At 67.7% G+C, this 25,122-nt stretch carries 21 protein-coding genes; 12 read left to right on the top strand and 9 right to left on the bottom strand.

Annotated elements, in window-relative coordinates:
• Window positions 1-45: 45 nt before the first annotated feature.
• Both DIE08_RS09630 and hpnA read right to left on the bottom strand, forming a co-directional pair.
• Window positions 46-1,431: a phage tail protein gene (locus DIE08_RS09630; RefSeq protein WP_124901737.1), complete on the bottom strand. Its 1,386-nt coding sequence runs from the start codon at window positions 1,429-1,431 to the stop codon at window positions 46-48.
• 108 nt (window positions 1,432-1,539) lie between these two features.
• A complete protein-coding gene (hpnA, locus tag DIE08_RS09625) occupies window positions 1,540-2,547 on the bottom strand; it encodes a hopanoid-associated sugar epimerase (RefSeq protein WP_124901736.1) in 1,008 nt (335 codons plus the stop codon).
• Between the two features lie 204 nt (window positions 2,548-2,751).
• Between hpnA and DIE08_RS09615 the strand changes: the two genes are divergently transcribed.
• The 3 genes from DIE08_RS09615 (at window position 2,752) to DIE08_RS09605 (ending at window position 5,472) form a co-directional block, all read left to right on the top strand.
• Window positions 2,752-3,048, top strand: coding sequence for an acylphosphatase (locus tag DIE08_RS09615; RefSeq protein WP_012367074.1), 297 nt, complete (start codon window positions 2,752-2,754; stop codon window positions 3,046-3,048).
• A gap of 12 nt (window positions 3,049-3,060) precedes the next feature.
• Entirely contained in the window at window positions 3,061-3,960 is a 900-nt protein-coding gene (gene rarD / locus DIE08_RS09610; RefSeq protein ID WP_124901735.1) for an EamA family transporter RarD, read from the top strand.
• Window positions 3,961-4,347: 387 nt separating this feature from the next.
• Window positions 4,348-5,472 carry an OpgC domain-containing protein gene (locus tag DIE08_RS09605; protein WP_124624510.1) on the top strand — a complete coding sequence of 375 codons (1,125 nt, stop codon included), beginning with the start codon at window positions 4,348-4,350 and terminating at the stop codon, window positions 5,470-5,472.
• Window positions 5,473-5,542: 70 nt separating this feature from the next.
• Here the strand turns inward: DIE08_RS09605 and DIE08_RS09600 are convergent, their stop codons facing one another.
• Together DIE08_RS09600 and DIE08_RS09595 are read right to left on the bottom strand one after the other, a co-directional pair.
• Window positions 5,543-5,749 carry a hypothetical protein gene (locus DIE08_RS09600; RefSeq protein ID WP_124901734.1) on the bottom strand — a complete coding sequence of 69 codons (207 nt, stop codon included), beginning with the start codon at window positions 5,747-5,749 and terminating at the stop codon, window positions 5,543-5,545.
• A gap of 120 nt (window positions 5,750-5,869) precedes the next feature.
• The gene (locus DIE08_RS09595) at window positions 5,870-7,393 is read right to left on the bottom strand and encodes a peptide MFS transporter (RefSeq protein ID WP_059680248.1); all 1,524 of its coding nucleotides are present in this window, start codon (window positions 7,391-7,393) and stop codon (window positions 5,870-5,872) included.
• 497 nt (window positions 7,394-7,890) lie between these two features.
• Here DIE08_RS09595 and DIE08_RS09585 point away from each other — a divergent pair, with 497 nt between their 5' ends.
• The 7 genes from DIE08_RS09585 (at window position 7,891) to DIE08_RS09555 (ending at window position 15,775) form a co-directional block, all read left to right on the top strand.
• On the top strand, window positions 7,891-8,472 hold the full coding sequence (locus DIE08_RS09585; protein ID WP_059448921.1) for a cupin domain-containing protein: 582 nt from the start codon (window positions 7,891-7,893) through the stop codon (window positions 8,470-8,472).
• 177 nt (window positions 8,473-8,649) lie between these two features.
• Window positions 8,650-10,263, top strand: a complete 1,614-nt coding sequence (locus DIE08_RS09580) for a peptide ABC transporter substrate-binding protein (RefSeq protein ID WP_124624504.1) — start codon at window positions 8,650-8,652, stop codon at window positions 10,261-10,263.
• A gap of 11 nt (window positions 10,264-10,274) precedes the next feature.
• Window positions 10,275-11,213, top strand: a complete 939-nt coding sequence (locus tag DIE08_RS09575) for an ABC transporter permease subunit (RefSeq protein ID WP_059598913.1) — start codon at window positions 10,275-10,277, stop codon at window positions 11,211-11,213.
• 13 nt (window positions 11,214-11,226) lie between these two features.
• Window positions 11,227-12,129, top strand: coding sequence for an ABC transporter permease (locus DIE08_RS09570; RefSeq protein ID WP_059598914.1), 903 nt, complete (start codon window positions 11,227-11,229; stop codon window positions 12,127-12,129).
• Between the two features lies 1 nt (window position 12,130).
• Window positions 12,131-13,123 (top strand): ABC transporter ATP-binding protein, encoded by a 993-nt coding sequence (locus tag DIE08_RS09565; protein ID WP_124901733.1) that lies wholly within the window; start codon window positions 12,131-12,133, stop codon window positions 13,121-13,123.
• Window positions 13,120-14,142: an ABC transporter ATP-binding protein gene (locus DIE08_RS09560; protein ID WP_059528798.1), complete on the top strand. Its 1,023-nt coding sequence runs from the start codon at window positions 13,120-13,122 to the stop codon at window positions 14,140-14,142. Before DIE08_RS09565 ends, DIE08_RS09560 begins: the two co-directional genes overlap by 4 nt.
• 160 nt (window positions 14,143-14,302) lie before the next feature.
• Window positions 14,303-15,775, top strand: coding sequence for an OprD family porin (locus tag DIE08_RS09555; RefSeq protein WP_124624493.1), 1,473 nt, complete (start codon window positions 14,303-14,305; stop codon window positions 15,773-15,775).
• Window positions 15,776-15,842: 67 nt separating this feature from the next.
• Here the strand turns inward: DIE08_RS09555 and DIE08_RS09550 are convergent, their stop codons facing one another.
• From DIE08_RS09550 to DIE08_RS09535, 3 genes are all read right to left on the bottom strand, one after another.
• A complete protein-coding gene (locus DIE08_RS09550) occupies window positions 15,843-16,835 on the bottom strand; it encodes a DedA family protein/thiosulfate sulfurtransferase GlpE (RefSeq protein ID WP_124624490.1) in 993 nt (330 codons plus the stop codon).
• A gap of 163 nt (window positions 16,836-16,998) precedes the next feature.
• The gene (locus tag DIE08_RS09540; protein WP_059598918.1) at window positions 16,999-17,268 is read right to left on the bottom strand and encodes a hypothetical protein; all 270 of its coding nucleotides are present in this window, start codon (window positions 17,266-17,268) and stop codon (window positions 16,999-17,001) included.
• 236 nt (window positions 17,269-17,504) lie between these two features.
• Window positions 17,505-19,814 (bottom strand): phosphocholine-specific phospholipase C, encoded by a 2,310-nt coding sequence (locus tag DIE08_RS09535; protein ID WP_124901731.1) that lies wholly within the window; start codon window positions 19,812-19,814, stop codon window positions 17,505-17,507.
• Between the two features lie 585 nt (window positions 19,815-20,399).
• Here DIE08_RS09535 and DIE08_RS09525 point away from each other — a divergent pair.
• Both DIE08_RS09525 and DIE08_RS09520 read left to right on the top strand, forming a co-directional pair.
• A complete protein-coding gene (locus DIE08_RS09525) occupies window positions 20,400-20,900 on the top strand; it encodes a GNAT family N-acetyltransferase (RefSeq protein WP_124901729.1) in 501 nt (166 codons plus the stop codon).
• Window positions 20,901-21,157: 257 nt separating this feature from the next.
• Window positions 21,158-22,753 carry a thioredoxin family protein gene (locus tag DIE08_RS09520; protein WP_124901728.1) on the top strand — a complete coding sequence of 532 codons (1,596 nt, stop codon included), beginning with the start codon at window positions 21,158-21,160 and terminating at the stop codon, window positions 22,751-22,753.
• A 48-nt stretch (window positions 22,754-22,801) separates the two neighbouring features.
• Here the strand turns inward: DIE08_RS09520 and DIE08_RS09515 are convergent, their stop codons facing one another.
• A complete protein-coding gene (locus DIE08_RS09515; protein ID WP_059598962.1) occupies window positions 22,802-23,053 on the bottom strand; it encodes a DUF4148 domain-containing protein in 252 nt (83 codons plus the stop codon).
• A 473-nt stretch (window positions 23,054-23,526) separates the two neighbouring features.
• Window positions 23,527-24,930, bottom strand: a complete 1,404-nt coding sequence (locus DIE08_RS09510) for a GntP family permease (RefSeq protein ID WP_059598922.1) — start codon at window positions 24,928-24,930, stop codon at window positions 23,527-23,529.
• Window positions 24,931-25,122: the final 192 nt, after the last annotated feature.

The raw sequence follows: 25,122 nt of genomic DNA, 5'->3' as shown, positions 1-25,122 counted from the left end.
TGTGAGTCGATCGGGCTTTGTCGTTTACGGCGTCGCCACGCGTGCTTATCGCTGCGTCAGCATCATGTACATCTGGATCACGACGTCCGGCGAGAACGTGAACGGCACCCAGCCGTAGCCGGTGTGGCGCGCGACCAGCAGGCGGTCGCCGTTCGATTGCTTCTGCACGGCCATCATCGGGTTCTTCGTCGTCACGAAGCGCCAGCCGGCCGGGATGCCCGGCGGCGGTTCCGGCTGCATCGACGCGCGCGCATGCGCGAGTTCCTCGATCAGTTGGCCGAGCTGCTCCGGGTGCAGCGTGATCGACTGGCCGTTGACGGTCAGCGTCAGTTCGTTTTGCGACGGGCGAGCGACGTGCAACGTCGGCTTGTCCGCGGCGGCGTCCGCTGTTTCGGCAGCGGGAGCGACTTCGATTGCGGCGCCGGCGGCCGGCGCGACGACGGCGGTGCCGGCCCCGGCGGACGCTGCCGCGGCTGCGTCCGCCACCGGCTCGACAGCGGATTCGACAACCGGTTCGGCGACTTCAGCCGCGACGGCCGGTGTGGCTGCCACAGCCGCCGCGTTCGTCGCGGCGTCCTTCACGACGGCTTCGACCAGCGCTTCCGCGTCGGCGATCGCCTTCGCGTGACGCTCGGCGGCCGCTTCGGCCTGTGCGATCGCTTCGGCGTGGCGTTGCGCGACGGCCTCGGCCTCGGCAGTCGCCGCCGCGTGGCGTTGCGCGGCCGCGTCGGCTTGCGCGATCGCTTCGGTGTGACGCAGCGTGACGGCTTGTGCTTCGGCGGTTGCCTCGACATGGCGCTGCGCTGCGGCTTCCGCTTCGGCGATCGCCTGCATGTGACGTTGCGCGAGCGCCTCGGCCTCGGCGATCGCCTGCGTGTGACGTTGCGCGAGTGCCTCGGTCTCGGCGATCGCGGCTGCGTGGCGCTTCGCGGCGGCTTCGGCTTCCGTGGTGGCCGCTGCATGACGTTGCGCGGCTGCATCCGCTTCGGTCGCGGCGGCGTGATGACGCTGCGCGGCGGCCTCGGCTTCGGCGATCGCGGCCGCATGACGCTGCGACGCGGCTTCGGCATCCGCATGACGCTGCGCGAGCGCTTCGGTCAGCGCGGTCGCCTCGGCGTGCCGCTGGGCAGCGGCCTCGGCCTGGGCGGCGGATTCGATGTGGCGTTGGGCGGCGGCTTCGGCCTCGGCGGTGGCGTCGGCGTGGCGCTGCTGCGCGGCCTCTGCGTCGGCGGCTGCGGCCGTGTGGCGCTGCGCGGCGGCCAGTGCTTCGGTCTCGGCGGCGGCGTGACGTTCGGCTGCGGCCTGGGCTTCCGCGGCGGCGGCGCGCGCGAACGCTTCCGCGCTGCGTGCCGCCTGCTGCGCGGCATGGTGATCGTGGAGGAGCCGATCGACGCCCGCGTTGAGCGAATCGATCTGTTCGTTCAGGTTCATGCGTGTCTTCTCTGCGTAAGACCCGCGATTTTAACCGCTGCGCCGGTGCCGGTCCGTCAGCGACGTGTAACAAAGTGCGCAAAGCGGCGTGACGCACGCCGCTTTGTGTTACTTCAGGTAGCCCGCCGAGGCGAACCAGTCCAGTGCATCGCGCAGTCCTTCGCGGTACGGACGTGCGCGGTAGCCGAGCTCGCGTTCGGCCTTCGCGGACGTGAAATACATCTTGTTCTTCGACATGCGCAAGCCGTCGACGGTCACGAACGGCTCCTTCTTCGTGAACTTCGCGACGGCCTCCGCACCGACCGCGAGCGGATAGAGCGGCCAGCGCGGCAGCGCGATCGTCGGCGCCTTGCGGTTCGTCATCTGCGCGATGTCGGTCAGCATCTGCTGCAGCGGCAGATTCTCGCCGCCGAGGATGTAGCGCTCGCCGATGCGGCCGCGCTCCAGCGCGAGGAAGTGGCCGTGCGCGACGTCGTCGACGTGCACGAGGTTCAGCCCGGTATCGACGAACGCGGGAATCTTGCCGAGCGCGGCCTCGACGATGATGCGGCCGGTCGGCGTCGGCTTCACGTCGCGCGGGCCGATCGGCGTCGACGGGTTGACGATCACGGCCGGCAGCCCTTCGTCGGCGATCATCTGCTCGACCGCGCGCTCGGCCAGCACCTTGCTGCGCTTGTACACGCCGATCGCCTGCTCGGCGGTCAGCGGGCGGTTTTCGTCGGACGGATCGCCTGCGCTCGTGACCTTCAGCGTCGCGACGCTGCTCGTGTAGACGATCCGCTCGACGCCTTCGGCACGCGCGGCGCGCATCGTCGCGACCGCGCCCTCGAGGTTCGCGCGCTCGATCTCGTCCGGATCCGGCGCCCACAGCCGGTAGTCGGCCGCCACGTGCAGCAGGTAGCGCACGCCGCGCAGCGCGGCGCGCATCGACGTCTCGTCGCGCATGTCGCCGGTGACGATCTCGGCGTCGAGATCCGCGACGTTCGTGCGCGGGCTGGTCGGGCGCACCAGCACGCGCACCGCATAGCCCTTCTGCTGCGCGATGCGTGCGACGGCCGAGCCGACGAAACCGGACGCGCCGGTGACGAGAACGAGATCGCGGGAGGTATCAGTCATGCGTTTCCTTCAGGGCCGCGCGCGGGCGGCGCGGCGGTTGTGCGTCGGCGAGATTGTACGTGGTCGGCGCGCCCGGCGACGCGAGCGCCGTACGGCGGCCGCAACGGGCGACGGCCGCCGCGTGCGGCCGGCTTGCCGGGCACGTGTGCGAAGCGGCCGACGCGACTACAATGCCGGGCTTGAATGCTACGGGAGGGCGACGCGATGAGCCGTAATGAACTGGACGAACGGATCGAGACCTACTACGTGCGGGTACGCGGCGTCGTGCAGGGCGTTGGCTTCCGTCACGCGACGGTGCGCGAGGCGCACGCGCTGAAGCTGCGCGGCTGGGTCGCGAATCTCGAGGACGGCAGCGTCGAGGCGATGATCCAGGGCCCCGGCGCGCAGATCGACCGGATGCTCGCGTGGCTGCGCCACGGGCCGCCGTCCGCACGCGTGACCGAGGTCACGTTCGAGGAGCGTCCGATCGAAAAGCGTTTCGAGCGCTTCCAGCAGCAGTAAGGCGAAAACAACATGACGGGGTATCCGGAGGCCGGGCGCGGCATCATGCTGTCGGTGCTGGCGTCGACGCTGTTCGCGCTGATGTCCGCCTACGCGAAACTGCTCGCGCCGCTCACGGGGCTCGACATCTTCGCGTGGCGCATATTGTGGACCGCACCGGGCGCGCTCGCGCTGATCGCGCTGCGCGGCCGCTGGCCGGCGCTCGTCGAACTCGTGCGGCGCAGCGTGCGCGACTGGCGCCTGCTGATCGCGCTGCCGGCGAGCGCGGCGCTGCTCGGCCTGCAGCTGTGGTTGTTCCTGTGGGCGCCGCTGCACGGGCGCATGCTCGAAGTGTCGCTCGGCTATTTCCTGCTGCCGCTGACGATGGTGCTCGTCGGCCGTTTCTACTATCACGAACGCCTCGATCCGCTGCAATGGGCAGCGGTCGCGTGCGCGGCGCTCGGCGTCGCGCACGAGGTGTGGGCGACGCGCGCGTTCGCGTGGCCGACGCTCGTCGTCGCGCTCGGCTATCCGCCGTATTTCGTGCTGCGTCGCCGGATCAACGCCGATTCGCTCGCCGCGTTCGCGCTCGAGATCGCGCTACTGTGCCCGGTCGCGCTCGCGATGGTGTCGGCAAGTGCGACGCCGGTCGCCAGCCACCCGCTGCTGTGGGCCATGCTGCTGCCGGGGCTCGGCGTGCTCAGCACGCTCGCGCTCGCGAGCTACCTGAAGGCGAGCCGGATGCTGCCGATGGCGCTGTTCGGGATCCTCGGCTACGTCGAGCCGGTGCTGCTCGTCGCGGTGTCGCTGCTGCTGCTCGGCGAGACACTGAGCGTCGCGCAGCTCGCGACGTACGGGCCGATCTGGGCCGCCGTCGCGCTGACCGCGTGGCACAGCGCGATGCTGATGCAGCGCTTGCCCATGCGCGGCTGAGCGCCGTCGCTCGGCGGCGCGACTGCGGCAACGAACGTGCCGCGCATCGTGTGTTCGTTGCGTCGAATCTCGCGATGCTGGCGTCGAACTGGCATCGCGCTGACGTCCGGCTGGCGGCCTTGCCAGCTTTGCATCGCCGACGTCACGCCTGTAATCGAACAGAAGATTCCGTTGCACTTTGTTACTTAGGGTATCCCCCGACCGGCCGCTAGACTGACCTGACCGTCTTCTCTTCGTATGCGGCTTTTCCATGAACGGTCATCTCCGTGCCGGGCCGGCCGGGTTGGCGCGATGCGAGCATACGCGCATCGCCGCTGATCGCGTTCGCCTTCTCCCTTCCGAATCCTCCGCCGGTGCGTGCCGCACCGGCGTCGCGCAGGTGCGGCCATGTCGTTGAGCCTGCCGCCCGCCGTCTCGGTGCCGCCGGCGCGCGGCGGCCGCCTGATCGAAGTCGATTTCTTCCGCGGCATCGTGCTGCTGATGATCGTCGTCGATCACATTGGCGCGAGCATGCTGTCGCGCGTGACACTCCACGCATTCGCGCTGTGCGACGCAGCCGAGGTGTTCGTGTTCCTCGGCGGCTTCGCTACCGCGAGCGCATACGGCGCGATCGCCGACCGGCACGGCGCGCGCGCCGCGCAGCAGCGGTTCGTGCGGCGCGCGATGCAGATCTATCGCGCGTTTCTCGCGACGTCGACGCTGATGCTCGTCGTGTCCGCCGTGCTCGACCATTACGGGATCGACGCGCCCAACCTCGCGCTCGACGACGTCAGCGTGATGCTCGCGTCGCCGCTCACGGGCGCGGCCGAGCTGCTCACGTTCCAGCGCCAGCCGTATCTCGCGTCGGTGCTGCCGATGTACGTGCTGTTCGCGCTGGCGTCGCCGGTGATCGTGCCGTTCGCGCGTCGGCATCCGTGGCTGCTCGTCGCGTTCAGCGCGGCGTCGTGGGTCGCGGCCGGCTGGCTCGGCCCCGAGCTGCTGGATACCGATGGGTTCCGCTGGAGCTTCAATCCGTTTGCATGGCAACTGATGTTCGTCGCCGGCGTGCTCGCGCGCTGCCAGCCGTTCTACCGGCGTGTCGCGCTCGGTCGCTGGGGTGCCGCGGCGACCGGCGTCGCGTGCGCGATCGTACTCGGTTGCGCGAGCTACAAGCTGTTCTCAGGGCTGCCGGTCCCGGAAGGCGTGCTCAAGCGCGATCTCGCGCTGCCGCGTATCGTGAGCTTCGCCGCGATCGCGTGGCTGATGGCCGATTGCGCGCGCCGCGGCTGGATCGCGCGCATCGCGCAGGCCGTGCAGCCCGTCGTCGCGGTCGGCCGGCGCGGCCTGATCTGCTTCGTCGCGGGTGCGGCGATCTCGCTCGTCATCGATTCGCTGCTGCATCCGGTCGCGAACGGCGCCGAGCTGCGGCATATCGGCGTGGGTCTTGCGGCCGACGCATGCGCGATCGGGCTGATGATGGCCGTGGCGGGTTCGGGAACGTGGTTCGCGCGCTGGCGCGGCGCGGCCGCATGAGCGGCGTGGAAGTACGGGCAACGCGGAAGCACGGAGGCGGCACGCAGCGCGCCGCGCGGCGTCGGTGCGGTCAGCGAGGTGAGCCGATGCGGGAGCGGGGGACGGCGGTCGCGTCGTCGGATTCAGCGTCGTCGCGTTCGTCGGACGTCGGATCGTCCTGCTCCGCGAGCACCGCGTCGGCTTCGGCCGCGGCCCGGGCGGCGCGCAATGCGGTGCAGCGCTGCGCGTGCCGGATGTCCGACAGTATCCTCAAGAGCCGAGTCGTTTTGCTTTTCATGATCTTCTCCCGCCAGTGCGCATCGCGACGGAGCGGATGCGCCGTTGCAACCAGTGTAGGACGTGCTGGCCGCGCTGGCGGGAGAATGTGGCGTGCAGGCCGCACGCCGAGGGATAGTACTTACTGCGCCGAGGCCATCGCCTGCGCCTGAACCGCTTCTTCCTCGCGGCGCTCTTCCGCGCAGCGCTGATGCTGACGCGACAGGCGGTTCATCATCGGCAGCAGCAGAAGTGCGAGCAGCATGCCGATCGCGGCGAGCCAGCCGAGCTTCTCGAACAGCGACAGGTAGAGCGGCAGCGATTCGGTGGCCGGCAGGTCGTGCGACGGCATCTGCGCGAAGTTCGCGACGACGCTGCCCAGATACTGCGACACACCCGTCGCGACGAAATACGCGCCCATCATGAAGCCGCTCATGCGCGCCGGCACGTAGCGGGCGATCATCGCGAGGCCGAGCCCGCTCACCAGCAGTTCGCCGAGCGAGTAGAGACCGTAGCCCCACACCATGAACCACGACGACACGCGACCGTCCACCGCGTAGCGGCCGCTGATCGTGAACACCAGGTAGCCGGCAGCCACGGCGCCGAAGCCGAGTGCATACTTCGCCGCGACCGGCAGGTCACGGCCGCTCTTCGACACCGCGTTGTAGATCCACACGAGCACCGGGCTCAGCATCATGATCCAGATCGGGTTCAGCGCCTGGAACTGCGCGGCGCTCCACGTGAACAGCGTCGTGCCGAACAGGATGAAGCGCGGATCGACGTTGCGAAGCGCGAACAGCGTCAGCGATGTCGACATCTGCACGTAGAAGATGAAGAACAGGATCACCTGGCCGATCAGCACGAGCGCCGCGATCAGGCCCGCGCGCTCCGAACGCTCCGACTTCGCGATCATGTACGCGAAGATCGCGAGGATCGCGAATGCGGCCGTCCACACGCTCGCGACCGCGAGCTGCTTGTGTTGCAGCACGTACAGCGTAATCAGCGCGAGCGCGACGCCGCCTGCCGCCACGCCGCCGAGGCGCTTCCAGCGGATCGGCTCGTCGTCGGGCTGCGAGCCGATGTGCGCGAGCGTGCGGTGCATCAGCATGAAGTTCAGGATCGCGAGCAGCATCCCGGCGCAGCAGACCGCGAACGCGGTGTGCCAGCCCCAGTGATCCTTGATCCATGGCGTCGCGAGCATCGACACGGTCGAGCCGATGTTGACCGCCATGTAGTAGATCGTGAACGCGCTGTCGATGCGCGCATCGTCGCCTTCATAGATGCGGCGCACAAGGTTCGCCGCGTTGGCCTTGAACAGGCCGTTGCCGACGACGATCACGCCGAGCGACGCATACATGTATGCCAGCGCGTCGTTCGGCACCGCCAGCATCAGGTAGCCGGCGCACAGCACGGCCGCGCCGATGATCATCGTGCGACGGGCGCCGAGCACCTTGTCGCCGATCCAGCCGCCGATCGACGGGGACGCGTAGACGAGCGCGGTGAACGCGCCCCAGGTCAGGTTCGCATGGCTGTCGGTGAAACCGAGCCGGTCGACCATGAAGAGGACCAGGAGCGCGGCCATGCCGTAGTAGCCGAAGCGCTCCCACATTTCGATAAGGAAGACCGTCGTAAACGATCGTGTCTGTGAAACAGGTGCGTGCATCATCAATCTCGTTTGAAACGGACGGCGCGGATCGCGCGTCGCCTTGGGGTCGAACTGGCGCCGGAGCACTGTGGCCGGGTAGGCTTTGCGTCGGCGATGGAGCAGTCGGGCGGTTAGCCCGGGCCGGGGTCGGACGCCGCCAGGCAAGGCGGTGCACGACCCCGACCGGCGCGCGAATGGTAACGTTTGCCGGTCCGGTGCGTCAGGTCCGCGCCACTCAGGGAAACTCCCGATATGGCAGCAGCTTTCAGGAATATTTGTCTCATCATCTATTTGTAAGAATCGCGCCCGTTCTCCGCAAATTCCCGGAGAGCCGCTTGCAGCTTGCCTGTGAAGCGGGCGAGTCTGGCAAGATAGCGCGTCGTTTCGCTCGCCTCGTGCCCTGTTTAGTGCACCGGGCTCAACACCGAAGACGTGTGCGAACCCGAAGACTAAGCCAAATCGATCTAACTTAGTTACTTTCCATCAAACATTTTTTGACGACCACTTTTCGGCCTGCTATGGTTCCCCCCACTGAAAACTCGCAGTCGGCAGACGCTGCCGCAGCACTGGGCAGCAAGATCCGCGCGTTGCGCCAACGACTCAAGCGCACGCTCGACGACACCGCTACCGCCGCGGGGATTTCGAAGCCGTTTCTGTCTCAAGTCGAACGCGGGCTGGCGTCGCCGTCGCTGACGTCGTTGGCCGGTATCGCACAGGCGCTCGGCGTGACGGTGCAGTACTTCGTGGATACGCCGAGCGAGGAACGCTCGGTCTGCAGAGGCGATCAGTTGCGCTTCTTCGGATTCGCCGATTCGGCGAACCTGTTCGCGAGGCTGACCAACGTGACCGAAGGGCGTCAGCTCGAGGCGATCCTCGTGCGGATGCCGCCGGGGCAGAAGCGGTCGGAAGTGACGACACATGCAGGAGAGGAGTTCCTGTACGTGATTGAAGGGGAAGTGTCGCTGACGCTGGAAGGCAAGACGTTCGTCCTGCAGGCCGGCGACAGTTCGCATTATCAGTCGACGGTCCCGCACAGCTGGGTCAACACCGCGAAGATCGAGTCGGTGGTGGTCTGGGTCGGTACGCCGCGGCTGTTCTAACGCACAGGTATTCCTTCGTTTCGGAGACGGAATACCTGTCGAAAGAAACGTAAGGAATACTAAGATGCAATACGAGAATCACGGGCCTCCTCAACCGCTGTACCCGTCAGCGTCTCAAGCGTAACCGCGGCGTTCGCCGCGCATCGCTCACCGAACAACCTTCTCAAGACCGCCACGATGAAATCCTTGCATGCCATGTCGGCCGTGCTGGCCGCGCTCGCCCTGACGACGCCCGCCGCTCACGCCGTGACCGTTCCGTCGAACGTCGCGCTCGCTCCTCAACAGGACCTGACGCGCCAGGTGCCCGCCGAAGTCGAGTCGCTCGATCCGGCGCACATCGAGTCGTGGACCGGCAACACGATCGGCCTCGACCTGTTCGAAGGCCTCGCCCGCATCGATGCAGCCGGCCAGGTCGTGCCGGGCGTCGCGCAGTCGTGGGAGCGCAAGTCGCCGCAGACGTGGATCTTCAAGCTGCGCCACGATGCGAAGTGGAGCAACGGCCAGCCGGTGACGGCCGCCGATTTCGTCTATGCGTGGCAGCGCCTCGTCGATCCGAAGACGGGCTCGAAGTACACGATCCTCGTCGAGTTCGTGAAGAACTCGAAGGACATCATCGCCGGCAAGGCTGCGCCGACGACGCTCGGCGTGCGCGCGGTCGACCCGTACACACTGGAAGTGACGACCGACGTGCCCGTCGCGTTCTTCCCCGAACTGACCGCGATGGTGCCGCTCGCGCCGGTGAACAAGGACACGGTTGCGAAGTTCGGCGACGCATGGACGCGCCCGGGCAACATCGTCAGCAACGGCGCGTACCAGCTCGTCGACTGGCAGCCGAACAACCGCATCGTGATCTCGAAGGACGCGAAGTACTGGAACGCGCCGAAGGTCGTGATCAACAAGGTCACGTACCTGCCGATCGAAAGCGACGAAACCGCGATGCGCATGTACCAGGCCGGCCAGATCGACTACAGCTACTCGATTCCGTCGGGCATCTTCCAGCAGGTCAGCAAGCAGTTCGGCGGCGAGCTGCGCCCGGGCCTGCAGCTCGCGACCTATTACTACTACCTGAACAACAGCGATGCGGCGCTCAAGGACAAGCGCGTGCGCCAGGCGCTGTCGATGGTGATCGATCGCGACGTGCTGACGTCGAAGCTCACGCAGGCGGGCGAGAAGCCGATGTACGGCCTGATGCCGAACGGCACGAAGGGTGTGCAGCCGTTCACGCCGGAGTGGGCGTCGTGGCCGATGGCCAAGCGCATCTCGACCGCGAAGGACCTGCTGAAGCAGGCCGGCTACTCGGACGCGAAGCCGCTGTCGTTCACGCTCACGTACAACACCAACGACCTGCACAAGAAGGTCGCGCTGTTCACCGCATCGGAATGGCGGACGAAGCTCGGCATCAACACGAAGCTCGAGAACGTCGAGTTCAAGGTGCTGATGAAGGAACGGCATGACGGCAAGGTGCAGATCGCGCGCGACGGCTGGTTCGCCGACTACAACGACGCGATGACCTTCTTCGACCTGATCCGTTGCGGCAGCTCGCAGAACACCGTCGGCTACTGCAACAAGCAGGTCGACACGCTCGTCGACGACGGCAACCAGAAGCTCGACGACAAGGCGCGCGCCGCGCAGCTCACGCAGGCGCACGACACGGCAATGAACGACACGCCGATGGTGCCGCTGTTCCAGTACTCGGCCGACCGACTCGTGAAGCCCTACGTGGGCGGCTACTCGCTGAAGAACGTGATCGACATGCGTGCTTCGCAGGACATGTACCTGATCAAGCACTGAGCGGAGCGATCATGCTGGCCTACGCATTGAGACGCACGTTGTGGGCGGTGCCGACGATTCTCGCCGTCATCACCGTCTGCTACCTGCTGCTGCACTTCACGCCCGGCGGTCCGTTCGATACGGAGAAGCAGCTGTCCGCGGCGACGCTCGCGAACCTGAACGCGAAGTACCACCTCGACGAGCCGCTGTGGAAGCAGTACCTGCTGTATCTCGGTTCGCTGCTGCAAGGCGATCTCGGCCCGTCGTTCCGTTACGTCGACTGGTCGGTGAACGATCTCGTGAAGAAGGCGCTGCCCGTGAGTCTCGGCGTGGGCGGGGTGTCGATCCCGATCTCGATCGTGTTCGGCGTGCTGCTGGGTACCGTCGCGGCCGTTCGCCGCGACAGCGTGATCGATCGCTTCGTGATGCTGATCGGCAACTTCGGCAACGTCGTGCCGCCCTTCGTGCTCGGGCCGGTGCTGGTGTGGATCTTCGCGATCCTCTTGAAGACGTCGGCCGGCAACGGCTGGCTGCCGGCCGGCGGCTGGGGCGACGGCGGCTGGCAGTACCGGCTGCTGCCGATCGTGCTGCTGACCTTCATCAACGTGTCGCTGCTCGCACGCGTGATGCGCGGCTCGATGATCGAGACGCTGTCGAGCAACTACATCCGCACCGCGCGCGCGAAGGGCCTGCCGGGCTCGACGATCGTGCTGCGCCACGCGCTCAAGCCCGCGCTGATGCCGGTCGTGTCGCTGTTCGGCACGGTCTGCATCACGTCGATCACGGCGGCCGTCGTCACCGAATCGGTGTTCGCGCTGCCGGGGCTCGGGCAGCTCGTCGTGAACGGCGCGATCAACCGCGACTACACGCTCGTGCTCGGCCTCGTCGTGCTGACCACCGTCTGCGCGGTGCTGTTCAACCTGCTGGTCGACCTCGCGTATGCGTGGCTCGATCCGCGCATCCGTTATTGAGCGAGGCACCGCGATGACTCCGACTACTCCCGTCGTCGGCCTGCCCGTGCAGACCGATTCGCCGCCGCGTTCGCGCTCGCCGCTCGCGCTCGCGTTCGCGCGCTTCCTTCACAACCGCGCGGCCGTGTTCAGCCTCGTGCTGCTCGCGCTCATCACGCTCGCGTGTTTCGTCGGCCCGTGGCTGCTCGCCGCCGATCCCGCCGCGAGCGACTGGGGCGCGATCAGCCTGCCGCCGACGCTCGCGAACCAGCACTGGTTCGGCACCGACGAGCTCGGCCGCGACCTGCTCGTGCGCACGCTGATTGGCGGCCGCGTGTCGATCGAGGTCGGCCTGCTCGGCACGCTGGTGTCCGGCCTGTTCGGCGTCGCGTGGGGCGCGACCGCCGGTTTTGCGGGCGGCCGTGTCGACTCCGCGATGATGCGCGTCGTCGACATGATGTACGCGATCCCGTACCTGCTGATCGCGATCCTGATGATGACCCTGTTCGGCCGCTCGTTCATGCTGGTCGTGCTGACCATCAGCGCGTTCTCGTGGATCGACATGGCGCGCGTCGTGCGCGGTCAGACGCTGTCGCTGCGCAACCGCGAGTTCGTCGACGCGGCGCGCGCGATCGGCGTGTCGCCGGCATCGATCGTGGTGCGCCACGTCGTGCCGAACCTGCTTGGCGTGGTCGTTGTGTATGCAACTGTTTCGGTGCCGAACATCGTGCTGACCGAATCGGTGCTGTCGTTCCTGGGCCTCGGCGTGCAGGAACCGATGACGAGCTGGGGCGTGCTGATCCAGGACGGCGCGCAGAAACTCGAATCGATGCCGTGGCTGCTGCTGGCTCCGGCCGTCATGCTGTGCGTGACGCTCTACTGCGTGAACTTCGTTGGCGACGGCCTGCGTGACGCGCTCGACCCGAAGGATCGCTGAGATGACTGCATTACTCGAAGTCGACAACCTCGGCGTGCGCTTCACGCGCAAGGACGCGCCGCCGATCGACGCCGTGAGCGGCGTGTCGTTCTCGCTCGAAGCCGGCAAGACGCTCGGCATCGTCGGCGAATCGGGCTCGGGCAAGAGCCAGACCGTGATGGCGCTGCTCGGCCTCCTGGCCGGCAACGGCACGACGACGGGCGCCGCGCGCTATCGCGGCGACAACCTGCTCGAGATGGATACGCGCGCGCTGAACGCGGTGCGCGGCGACCGGATCGCGATGATCTTCCAGGATCCGATGACGTCGCTCAATCCGTTCCTGACGATCGAGCGGCAGATGACCGAGACGCTGCAACTGCATCGCAAGCTGTCGCGCAAGGAGGCGACCAGGCGCGCGATCGAGGCGCTCGAGTCGGTGCGCATTCCGGATGCGGCGCGCCGCATCCGCATGTATCCGCACGAATTCTCCGGCGGCATGCGCCAGCGCGTGATGATCGCGATGGCGCTCCTGTCAGAGCCGGAAATCCTGATCGCCGACGAGCCGACCACCGCGCTCGACGTGACCGTGCAGGCGCAGATCATCGATCTGCTGCGCGAGCTGAACCGCGAGCGCGGCACCGCGATCGTGCTGATCACGCACGACATGGGCGTGGTCGCAGGCCTCGCGGACGACGTGATGGTCATGTATGCGGGCCGCACCGTCGAATACGCGCCGGCCGAATCGATCTTCGCGGCGCCGTCGCATCCGTACACGATCGGTCTGCTCAACGCGCTGCCGCGCCTGACCGACGCCGACGATGCGCCGCTCGTCGCGATTCCCGGCAATCCGCCGATGCCTGGCACCGCACCGGCCGGCTGCGCGTTCGCGAAACGCTGCACGTATGCGGAGGCGCGCTGCGGTGCGGCGCGCCCCGCGCTCGAAACCTATGGCGTCGCGGGCGCGGTGCGCGCGTGCCACCGGCCGCTGGCCGATCTGACGGGAGGTCTGCGATGAGCGTCGATGAACGCCGCAATGCCGGCGCGACGGGCGACACGCTGCTGTCCGTCGAGGATCTGAAGGTGCATTTCCGCGTGCCGCTCGGCGGCTATCCGTGGTCGCCCAAGGGCACGCTGCGCGCGGTCGACGGCGTGTCGTTCGACGTGAAGCGCGGCGAGACGGTCGGGCTCGTCGGCGAGTCGGGCTGCGGGAAGTCGACGCTCGCGCGGGCGCTGATCGGCCTCGTGCCGATGACGGCCGGCACGGTGCGCTGGCGCGGCGAAGCCGTCGCGCCCGATCACCTGCGCGGCACCGCGATGCGCCGCGAAGTGCAGATGATCTTCCAGGATCCGCTCGCGTCGCTCGATCCGCGCATGACGATCGAACAGATCGTTGCGGAGCCACTCGTCACGCACCACGCCGGCCTTGGCCGCGCCGAAGTGCGGCGCCGCGTGGTCACGATGCTCGAGCGTGTCGGCCTGAACGCGCATCACCTGCTGCGCTACCCCCACGAATTTTCGGGCGGACAGTGCCAGCGCGTCGGTATCGCGCGCGCGTTGATCGGCGAGCCGAAGCTCGTGATCTGCGACGAGCCCGTATCGGCACTCGACGTGTCGATCCAGGCGCAGATCGTGAACCTGCTGCGCGATCTGCAACGCGAACTGTCGTTGTCCTATCTGTTCGTCGCGCACGACCTGGCGGTGGTGAAGGCCATCAGCCAGCGCGTGCTCGTGATGTATCTCGGCCGCGTGATGGAGTTCGGCACGCGGCATGACGTGTACGGCGTGCCGCAGCACCCGTACACGAAGGCGCTGCTCGATGCGGCGCCGACGCCGGAGCCGGCGCGCGAGCGTGCTCGCCGTCCGATGCTGCTGGCGGGCGAGATGCCGTCGCCGCTCAACCCGCCGTCCGGCTGCGCGTTTCGCACGCGCTGCCCGGTCGCGATCGACGCGTGTGCGCAGGACGTGCCGCTGCCGGAAGTGCGGCACGGCTCGGCGGCGCGTGTCGCGTGCATCCGGGCGGGCGTGGCGGCGTGAAGTGACGCAGCAAACATAACCAGGCAGGTCAACAGGGGTAGGGTGCGGCGCGAACGATCTTCGCGTCGCGGGTAAAGGCGCGTCCTTAACCGGGCTCGCCGGGGGGCTGGAAGCGGATCGCAACCGGCGTGGACGACATCAACACAAGACGAGAATGACGATGAAAAAGCAAAAGACGATCGGGACGGCATCGAAGATGCTGCTTGCATGGGGCTTGCCTGCGCTTGCCGGCGTATCGCTGAGCGGTGTCGCGCACGCCGACGACGCGGCCCCCGCACCGCTGACGGTCGCGCAGGCCGCGCCGTCCGCCGGCGCAAGCACGTCGGTTGCGCAGGCAACGACCCCGAACGCCATTATCAACGCCGAGGCGAACCAGGCCGTCACGCCGCCCGATGAGCCTTCGGCGCAGTCGAAGTCGAACGGCTTCATTGCCGACAGCCACCTGAACTTCCTGTTCCGCAACTATGCGGACACGCTGGACAACAAGGGCGGACCGCATCGTCACGCGTGGGTCCAGGGCGCGATGGCGAACTTCGAGTCGGGCTACACGACCGGCCTGATCGGCATCGGTTTCGACGCGTCGCTGTATGCGGCGCTGAAGCTCGACGGCGGCGCCGGCGCCGGCAGCATGGTGCACATCGCGAAGGGTGGCGGCGGTTCGAACCAGCTCGCGTGGGCCTATCCGGGCATCTACGACGTGAAGGCGCGCATCTCGAACACGGTGGTCAAGTACGGTCTGCAGGCCGTCGACAATCCGTTCATGGAGCAGCATGACAACCGCGCGCTGCCGCCGACGTTTCTCGGCGCGACGATCGTCAGCAACGAATTCAAGAACGTGATGCTCGAGGCCGGCAGCTTCACGAAGACCGATGCGCGCGGCCACACGACGCTCACCAACCTCACGACGCAGTATGGCGGCACGCGCATCAATCGCCTGACCTACGTCGGCGGCACGTGGGACTATTCGGAGAACGGCGAAGTCGCGCTGTATGCGAACCAGGCCGATGACGTGTGGCACCAGTACTACGCGTCGGTGAAGCACAGCATCGGCGATGTGAAGTCGATCAAGTGGACCGGCTTTGGTAACGTTTACTCGACGCACGATACGGGTGACGCGCTGCAGGGCAAGATCAACAACAACGCGTACAGCCTGTCGCTGGCCGCGCAACACGGTCCGCACGAACTGCTGCTCGGTTATCAGCAAGTGCTCGGCGACCAGTTCTTCGACTACCTCAATGAAACCAACGGCATCTTCCTGACCAACTCGATGGACGTCGACTACAACGCGCCGCACGAAAAGTCGCTGCAGCTGCGTTACACGTTCTACGGCAAGGAAGCGGGCCTGCCGGGCTTCAAGGCGATGGTATGGGGCGTGACGGGCTGGGGCGCGGATGCGAGCGCGGGCGCGGCGGCGGATCCGAGCAAGTCGAGCATCTACTGGAGCAACGGCGCACCGGTGCAGGGCCGTCACCACGAGTTCGGCTTCATCCCGTCGTACACGTTCCAGAGCGGCAAGCTGAAGGACACGAAGGTCACGTTCATCGCGATGTGGCACAACGGTTCCGCGCACTACTCGGACGCGACCAACAAGGAATACCGCCTGGTCGTGAACGTGCCGCTGCACGCGTTCTGATCGGAGGGGGGCGCAACGCCCCCTTCGAAACTGTTCGTCTCGCGCGGCCGGCCTGCGATCAGCTCGATCAGGCCGGCTTGTGCAACCCCGCCACCGGATCGTTCGCGGCGGGGATGTCTTCCACCAGCGACGTGAGCTGCCGGCCCGTGTCGCGCCAGGCGTCGAGGCCGCCGCGCAGCGGCAGCGCATCGGTGAAGCCTGCATCGAGCAGGCGCTTGGCCATCAGCGCGGCCGTCACTTCGTTCGGGCACGAGCAATACACGACGAACTTCTGCGAGAACGGGTAGCGCGCAACGATGTCCTCGATGTGCCGCTCGTCCGCGAATTGCGCACCAGGAATCGTGAACGGGTCGAGCTTGCGGTGCTCGGGCGAACGCACGTCGAGCACCACCGGCGCGGCCGCGTCGCGCAGCAGCAGGTCGAGCTCGTCGACGCCGATCCGCGCGCTCGCGAGCTGGCGGATCAGCGCGCGGCGGCGCATCCAGCGCACGGCAGCATAGACGGCCAGCAGCGCGACGATCACCAGCAGCACCGCGCGGCCGAGCCGGCTCGCGCCGGCGAATAGCCAGTCGATCTGCCGGTAGAACACGAGCCCCGCGACGAGCCCGACGGTCGTCCACAGCGCGGCGCCGAGCGCATCGTAGCCGGCGAACGTGCGATAGCGCGTGCCGAGCGCGCCGGCCATCGGCACCGACACGAGCGACAGCCCCGGAATGAAGCGGGCGACCGCGAGCACGCGCACGCCGTAGCGGCCGAAGAAGCGTTCGGTTTTCCTCACGCAGGTATCGCGCGACAGCGACAGCCGGCAGATCGTCTTGAGCGTCGTGCCGCCGTAGCGCCGCCCGGCGACGTACCACGCCGTGTCGCCGATCAGCGCGCCGAGGACCGACAGCGCCAGCACCGTCAAGAGCTGCGAGCCGATCATCGCCGGATGCATCGCGGCCATCGCACCGAACAGCACGAGCGTCGGCATCGCGGGCACGGGCAGGCCGATGGCCGCCGCGAGTACATTGGCGAAGACGAGAAGCGGCCCGTATTGGGCGACGAGGTCACGGAGCATGACGGCTGGCCGAAAAGGAAGCGCGTGAGGAAGATGCGCGGATTGGCCGATTATCGGCCATTTTCAACCGGGCGGAGGGGAATGACGGAAAGCGCCTGACGGCGGCAGGGAAATGCGGACAGAACGGTGAGCCAGTGCGTTGCACGTGGCTCACCGTCGGACATCAGGAAGAGGAGCGGGCGAGCGAGGCGGCGCCGTGGTTTTCTCCGGGCAGCTCGGCGCCGTGCGAGCGGATCGCGGCGATCAGTTCGGCCGGCGTGATCTCGTAGCGGACCTCGCGGTGAATGCCGGGCTTGCGTTCGTCGATCTCGATCAGCAGCACGCTCTTGCCGTCGGCGGTCGATTCGAGCCTGAGCGAGCGCAGTTCGCGGCCGTCGGCCGGGTCGTGTTCGGTGAGCAGGGTCATTGCCCCGGATGAGCCGGTAGTGCGCATCGAACCTATCCTCGTGTCGTGTGTGCCAGATTGGCGAAGATGTCGTTGTTGAATGCAGCTTGACGAAGTTTAACGCGAACGGGCCGCAACACGGAGCATTTTCGTGGACATGAAATGAGGGCTGCACCACCCATCCTTCTGATGTTTGAGCCGCGCCGGGCGGGCGTTTCAGCCGGATCGGACCGCGCCGCGCCAGGCGCCCGGCCGGTGCTCGGGCCGGGCGGGCGCAGGTGCCGTCAGAAGCGGTCGGCGAACCCCATCGCCGGGTCGCTGACCGAGTGGCGACCCGTTTCGACGCGGCCGGCCACGCGGCGCGAGAAGCTCGCGTCGCTGTCGGCGGTGACGACGAAGTCGTACCAGTGGCCGGTCGAGTCGAGGTTCCAGTGCAGTTCCGACTGGCCGCCGGCGTGTACCGCGACGGTCCACGTCGTGCCCGTGTCGTTGCCGTGCCCGCGATCGTCGGTCGCGCCGCGGCCGGACAACTGGCCGTACACCTTGTTCGACTTCACCGTGAAGCGCACCGTGCTGCCGCCGTCGTTGCGCAGCCGCAGATGCAGGTTGCCGCTCGCGCCCGCATAGCCGACCCGGATTTCCGGATGCGGCGTGCGTGCGCCGGTCAGCCGGGCCAGATCGCCGGTGAAGCGGCGGTGATAGCCGTTCGGGCCGAGCACCCACAGGTCATATTTGCCGCCGTCGTCGGCCAGCGCCGCCCAGTCGCCGCGCAGCGCCTTGCCTGGTTCGACGACGTAGCGGCGCGGCACGCGGTCGAGATGCAGCTTGTCGTAGACGTGGAACACCGCGGCCGCGCGGCCCGTGTTCGCGAACTTCAGCGTGACGGTGCCCTTGCCGGCATCGACCTGCGCGCTCGCATGCAGCTCGTACGGCAACGCGCGCGACGGGCGCACGCCGGTGGCCTGTGCAGGCGGCGACGGCGTGGCCGGCGGCGTGATCTTCGGCGCGGCCTGCTGCGCGGTGCTCAGCGCGTCGACCTGGCTTTTCGTCGTGCGGCCCGCGAGCGTCGGCAGCGGTTCGTCGTTCGGCGCGCGGAAGTTGAACGCGCTCGTCAGGTCGCCGCACACCGCGCGGCGATATGCGCTGATCTGCGGCTCGACGACGCCGAAGCGCTTCTCGAGGAAAAGCAGCGTCGACGTATGGTCGAACACCTGCGAGTTGACCCAGCCGCCGCGGCTCCACGGCGACACGACCCACATCGGCACGCGCGGGCCCGGCCCGTACGGCCGGCCGTCGGCCCCCGGCTGGCTCGACGTGGCCGGCGCGAAGTCGTGGTACTCGACGGCGACATCGGCAGCCGCCAGCGTATGGCCGCCCGCGAGCGAGCCGTCCGCGTTGCGCGACGGCACGGCCGGCGACGGCATGTGGTCGAAGAAGCCGTCGTTCTCGTCGTAGTTGATCAGCAGGACGGTCTTGCTCCACACGTCCGGATTCGCGGTCAGTGCGTCGAGCACCGCCTGCACGTACCACGCGCCCTGAGCGGGGCTCGACGGCCCCGGGTGCTCGCTGTACGCGGACGGCGGGATGATCCACGACACCTCGGGGAGCTTGCCGTTGCGGATGTCGTCGCGGAACGTTTCGAGAAAGCCGTACGGCATCGTGTTGCCGAAGCCCTTCGCGAGCGGGCTCAACGGATCGTCGATCGCCGGATCGTAGAACGCGCCGGCCGCCGTCACCGGCTGCGTGATGTCCGTCGACGCGACGTACGCGGGCCGGCGTGCGGCCGGCATCTGCTCGATGGCCGCGCGCCAGTGGCGGAAGCTCATCATCTCGTTGCAGCCGAAATTGTCGATCAGGCTCTGGTAGACCTTCCAGTTCACGCCGGCCTGCTGCAGCCGGTCGGCGTAGGTCGTCCACGTCCAGCCCTGGCTCGACGGGCCGATGTCGTTGCCGCCGTTGAACTGGTTGTTCAGCGCGGCGACCTTCACGCGGCTGCCGTCGGCCGGGCTGATGCCGTTCGGGCCGTTGGTGCCGCTCCAGAAGAACAGCCGGTTCGCGATGGTGCCCGTGTGCATCCCGCAGTGATAGTGGTCGCAGAGCGTGAACGCGTCGGCGAGCGCGCGCTGGAACGGCACCTCGGCCGCGTCGTAATAGCCCATCGACAGCGGCGTCTTCGCGTCGGGCCAGCGGTTCATCCGGCCGTGGTCCCACGCGGCCTGCGCGTCGGCCCACGTATGCGGCGTGCCGCCCGCGCGCTGCGCGTTGCCCTGGCTCGCATCGAGGTGGTACGGCGTGAAGGTGGTCGCAGGCGTCGTTTTCGTGTAGGTCTGGTAGAACACGTCGCGGCCGTTCGGCGACGGCACCGCGAAGCGGTCGCCGTAACCGCGCACGCCCTTGAACGTGCCGAAGTAGCCGTCGAACGCGCGGTTCTCCATCATCAGCAACACGACGTGCTTGACGTCCTTGATGGTCCCCGTTTCGTGGAAGGCGGGAATGGCGAGCGCGCGGCGGATGCTCGGCGGAAACGCGGACAGCGCGGCGGCGGCGAGGCCGGAACCGGCGGTCTGCTGGAGGAATTTGCGGCGTGACGTCATGGTGTTTGGATCCTGTGAAGGTGGGAGCGTTCGCGAGTTCGTCTGGCGGTGACCGGGCATCGTCGCGCCCCGGGACGATCGGCGATGCGTGCGCGTTCGGGGCATCGGACGCGTATCGCGGCGATGTGCGATGTGCGATGCGCGATGCGCGACGTCGCGCGGATGGCGCGGCCGCCGTCGCGATCCTGCGCGCCGCGTGCTCGTGATGCGCGGGGCAGGTGTCTGCACACACCGGACCGGGGCGTGCCGGGCTGGAGCGGCGCCCAGTCTAGGGAGGCGACATGACGTCGACGTGATGAAGAAATGACATCGCATGTCGCGCACATGACGTTGCGTGCGCAACGATTAGTTCGAGCGCGATGCGAGGCTGAAAACGGTAAGAAATTACCGATCGCCGCACGCGTGACCGGTCAGAATTTTCCGGATTCGCGGGGATCGCGCGAGCACGCTTCGTTGCGGATACAACCTGACGTGCAACGGCGTGACACCCGTGTTTCAAATGCGTGAAATCGGCTAAGCTCGATGCGTTGCTGCGCGCCTGCGCAGTCCGCGCCTTCGGCGCGACATTTCGGAACCGGCCCACCCATGACCGATATCACGATCCGGCACAGCGAGACGCACGACGTCGACGCGATCCGACAGATTGCCGCGCATCCTGCGGTGTACATGAATACGTTGCAGCATCCGTTTCCGTCGTTCGAAAAATGGCAGAAGCGGCTCGACAACGTGCGCGAGCACGGCGTGAGCCTCGTTGCCGAAATCGACGGCACGGTGGTCGGCCATCTCGGCCTGCATCCCGAGCCGAATCCGCGCCGGCGCCACGCGGCGGCGCTCGGCATGATGGTCGACGCGGCCCGTCACGGGCGCGGCATCGGCGGCCGGCTGCTCGCGGCCGCGATCGATCTCGCGGAGAACTGGCTGAACATCACGCGTCTCGAGCTGACCGTGTTCACCGACAACCGCGCGGCGATCGCGCTCTACGAGAAACACGGTTTCCGCATCGAGGGCGAATCGCCGGATTACGCGTTGCGCGACGGCGTGCATGCGTCGGTGTATCACATGGCCCGGATCAAGGCGCCGCAGTGAAGGACCGGCCGTCGCGGACGTGACGGCACGCGGCCGCGACGCCGCGCGTCATATTCAATCGAGAATTCGTTCGTTTTCCTTCGGTTGTACCCGTCGTATCGTCGAACGATGTGCCGGTCGCTGCGGCCGGCTTCGCTTTTCCGTATCGATACATGCGCTGCGCTGCATGTCGGCCGGCCTCATCGTCATCGCTTCACGGCCCTCGTTGCGTGCGCGGCATCTCCCTGAAACCGTCTTGTTCAACGGAACCCGCTTCGATGAAAACCGCTCTTCGCAATCTCACCGCCGCCTGCCTGTTCGCTGCCGCCAGTGCGGCGCTTGCCGCTGCCGCGCCCGCGGGCGCCCCGGCGGCGAACGCATCGCCCGACGGCGCGCATCTGCCGCCCGGCATCGCCTGGCAGCAGGGCGACGTCGATGCCGCGTTCGCGCTCGCGAAGCGCACCGGCAAGCCGCTGCTGCTGTACTGGGGCGCCGTGTGGTGTCCGTCGTGCAACCAGGTGAAGTCGACGATCTTCAGCCAGCAGGCGTTCAAGACCCGCTCGTCGTTCTTCGTGCCCGTATATCTCGACGGCGACACCGAAAGCGCGCAGAAGCTCGGCGAGCGCTTCAAGGTACACGGCTATCCGACGATGATCCTGTTCCGCCCGGACGGCACCGAAGTGACGCGGCTGCCGGGCGAGGCCGATCTCGAACGCTACATGCAGGCGCTGTCGCTCGGGATGACGGCCGCGCATCCGGTGCGGCAGACGCTCGCGACCGCGCTGAACAACGGCGCGGCGCTGACGCCGGCCGAATGGCATCTGCTGGCCGACTATTCCTGGGACACCGACGGCGCGCTGCCGGTGCCGTCCGACCGTGTCGCGGTGACGCTGCAGACGCTGTCGCAACGTGCGCGTGCGGCCGGCGCGAAGGCGGACGCCGCGCGGTTCGCGCTGAAGTCGGCGGTGGTGGCGGCATCGGACGATCCCGCGCAGGCCGGCGCGCTCGACAAGGCGGCGCTCGTCGACGCGCTGCGTGCGGTGCTGCGCGAGCCGGCGCTGGTGCGCGCCGATTCGGACGTGCTCGTCGCAGCGCCCGCGCGCGTGGTCGCGTACCTCGGCGCCGACGCCGCGCAGCGCACGAAGCTGCGCGGCGCGTACGACACGGCGCTCGCGCGCCTGTCGACCGATACGACGCTGTCGTCAATCGACCGTCTGATGGCGCTGCACGGCCGCGTGCTGCTCGCGCGCGGCGACGCGCACGACGGCGCGCCGCTCGCCGCGCCGGCGCTGGTCGATACCGCACGCAAGCAGATCGCGGCATCGGTGCAGGGCGCCGCGAACGCGTACGAGCGGCAGGCGCTCGTCAGCGAAGCGGCGGACACGCTGACCGACGCCGGGCTGTACGACGAATCCGACGTCTTGCTGAAGGCCGAGTTGCCGCGTTCGGCGACGCCGTACTACTTCATGTCGGGACTGGCGGCGAATGCGAAGGCGCGCGGCGACAAGGCCGCGGCGCTTGACTGGTACCGGAAGGCGTACGACTCGGCGAGCGGCCCGGCAACGAAGCTGCGCTGGGGTGCGACCTATTTCGCGAATGCGGTCGCGCTGGCGCCGGACGATTCGGCGCGGATCGAAGCGATCGCCGCGAGCGTGCTCGCGCAGGCCGGCAAGACCAAGGATGCGTTTTATGGGGCGAACCTGCGCGCGCTGACCAAGGTCGTCACGCAACTGAATCGCTGGCGCGGCGGCGGCGCGCACGATGCGTCGGTCAGGTCGGTCGTGAAGCAGTTCGACGGGGTGTGCGCGAAGTTGCCTGCGGGCGATCCGCAGGCAGCGGCATGCGCGAAACTGATCGAGCCGGTGAAGGCGTGATGGCTTGCGCGGAAGCGGCCGGACGGGACGGCCGCGTCGTGACGGCGATTAGTGGCTCGACTCCGACGATGCACCTTGGTCGCTGCCATACCCGGCACGCTGCTGATGGGCGATCTTCGCTTCGGCGGAAACGATGCTGGCCGGGTAGAACCAATCGCTCGGCTGGAAGCCGGCCTGCTTGAGCGCCTTCACTTCGGCGTGAACCTGCGCGCGCGTGAGCGGCGGGTTCGACTGCGCTTGCGCGGCGAGCGGCGCGGATACGGCCAGGGCAACGGCAACTGCGTGAATCAGGCGCTTCATGATCGTGACCTCCATGTTTCCAACTGTGCTGCCGGCCTTCGTTCGACGGAGCGGCGGCGGTTGAAAGCAGTGTAGGCCCGGCCACGCGCGCGAAAAATGCGGTCGCGCCCAACGCAGTGTTCTGCCGCTGGTAACAATGGATGGCGGACGTGGACGTGGACGTGGACGTGGACGGTGCCGGATGGCGGTGCGTGACGGGCGTCGGGCCGTCCGGGCCGTGCGGCGAGGTAGCGCCGAGCGGCTCCGGTCGGGCGGGGGACGAACCGGCGGATGAGAACCCCTGCGATCCGCCCCGGTTTGCGCGCGGAGGTGTCGGGAAGGTGCGGCGCGTCGCGACCCGCGTTGCGCTGCCTGCTTCGACGATGCCGGGCCGGTTGCCCAGCCCTGGCGTGCAGAGGAAGGAAGGTGCGCCGGCCGCCGCGATGCGGCCGGACGAGGTGCGGCGGCGTTCGGAACGCCGCCCGATGCGGGGCTTACACGAGGCCCGTCGTGTAGTACACGGCGATCACGAAGAACACCGCGAGCGTCTTGATCACGGTGACCGCGAAGATGTCGCGATACGACTCGCGGTGCGTGAGGCCCGTGACCGCGAGCAGCGTGATGACCGCGCCGTTGTGCGGCAGCGTGTCCATGCCGCCGCTGGCCATCGCGACGACCCGGTGCAGCACGTCCATCGGAATGTTGGCGGCCTGCGCGCCCTTGATGAACAGGTCCGACATCGCGGCGAGCGCGATGCTCATGCCGCCCGACGCCGAACCGGTGATGCCGGCGAGCGAGCTGACCGACACAGCCGCGTTCACCAGCGGGTTCGGAATGCTCTTCAGCGCGTCGCTGACGACGAGGAAGCCCGGCAGCGCGGCGATCACGCCACCGAAACCGTATTCCGACGCCGTGTTCATCGCGGCGAGCAGCGCGCCGCCGACGGCGGCCTTCGAACCGGCCGCGAAGCGGTCGCTGACGCGCTTGAATGCGGTCAGCACGACCAGCACGATGCCGAGCAGCAGCGCGGCCTCGACCGACCAGATCGCGACGACGGTCTTGATCGACGTCGTGACCGGCGTGTGCACGCCGGGCAGCACGTCCGGCGCGACCGTGTACGACGCGGCGCCGTACCACTGCGGAATCAGTTTCGTGAACGTGAAGTTCGATGCGCCGACGAGGATCAGCGGCAGGATCGCCAGCGCCGGATGCGGCAGTGCCGTCGCTTCGACGCGCTCCGGCTCGTTGACGAGCGACGTGCCGTAGCCTTCGCCCTTCGCCATCGCCGAACGGCGGCGCCATTCCAGATACGAGAGGCCGACGATGATGATGAACAGCGAGCCGATCGTGCCGAGCGCGGGTGCGGCCCAGGCGGTCGTCTTGAAGAACGTGGTCGGGATGATGTTCTGGATCTGCGGCGTGCCGGGCAGCGAATCCATCGTGAACGAGAACGCACCGAGCGCGATCGCGCCGGGCATCAGCCGCTTCGGAATATTGCTCTGGCGATAGAGTTCGGCCGCGAACGGATACACGGCGAACACCACGACGAACAGCGACACGCCGCCATAGGTGAGCAGCGCGCACACCGCGACGATCACCGCATTCGCACGCGAACGACCGATGTAGCGGATCGCGGCATGGACGATCGACTCGGAGAATCCGGACAGTTCGATCACCTTGCCGAACACGGCGCCGAGCATGAAGACCGGGAAATACAGTTTGACGAAGCCGACCATTTTCTCCATGAAGATGCCGGAGAAGACCGGTGCGACGGCGGCGGGTTCGATCAGCAGGACCGCGCCGAGCGCGGCGATCGGCGCGAACAGGATCACGCTGTAGCCGCGATACGCGGCGAACATCAGGAACGCCAGCGCGGCAAGGACGATCACGAAAGACAAGGGAGTCTCCTAATAGCTTGGAATGGCTTTGGTTGTTGTTCGATCGCGGGACGCGCCGCGAACCGGCTCAGGTTCGTGCAGGTTTCGTGCCATCGGCCGGATTGCGCCGCCGGACGTGGATCCGGCGCTGGCTGGCGGGCCCGCGCCGGCCAATGTCTGAAGATTCTACATAAATCGTCTCCATCGGGAGAC

The sequence above is a fragment of the Burkholderia sp. Bp9004 genome (assembly GCF_003858025.1).
Taxonomy (GTDB): domain Bacteria; phylum Pseudomonadota; class Gammaproteobacteria; order Burkholderiales; family Burkholderiaceae; genus Burkholderia; species Burkholderia diffusa.
Note: the sequence above shows the minus strand (reverse complement) of the source record. Positions and strands in the feature narration are given on the sequence as shown.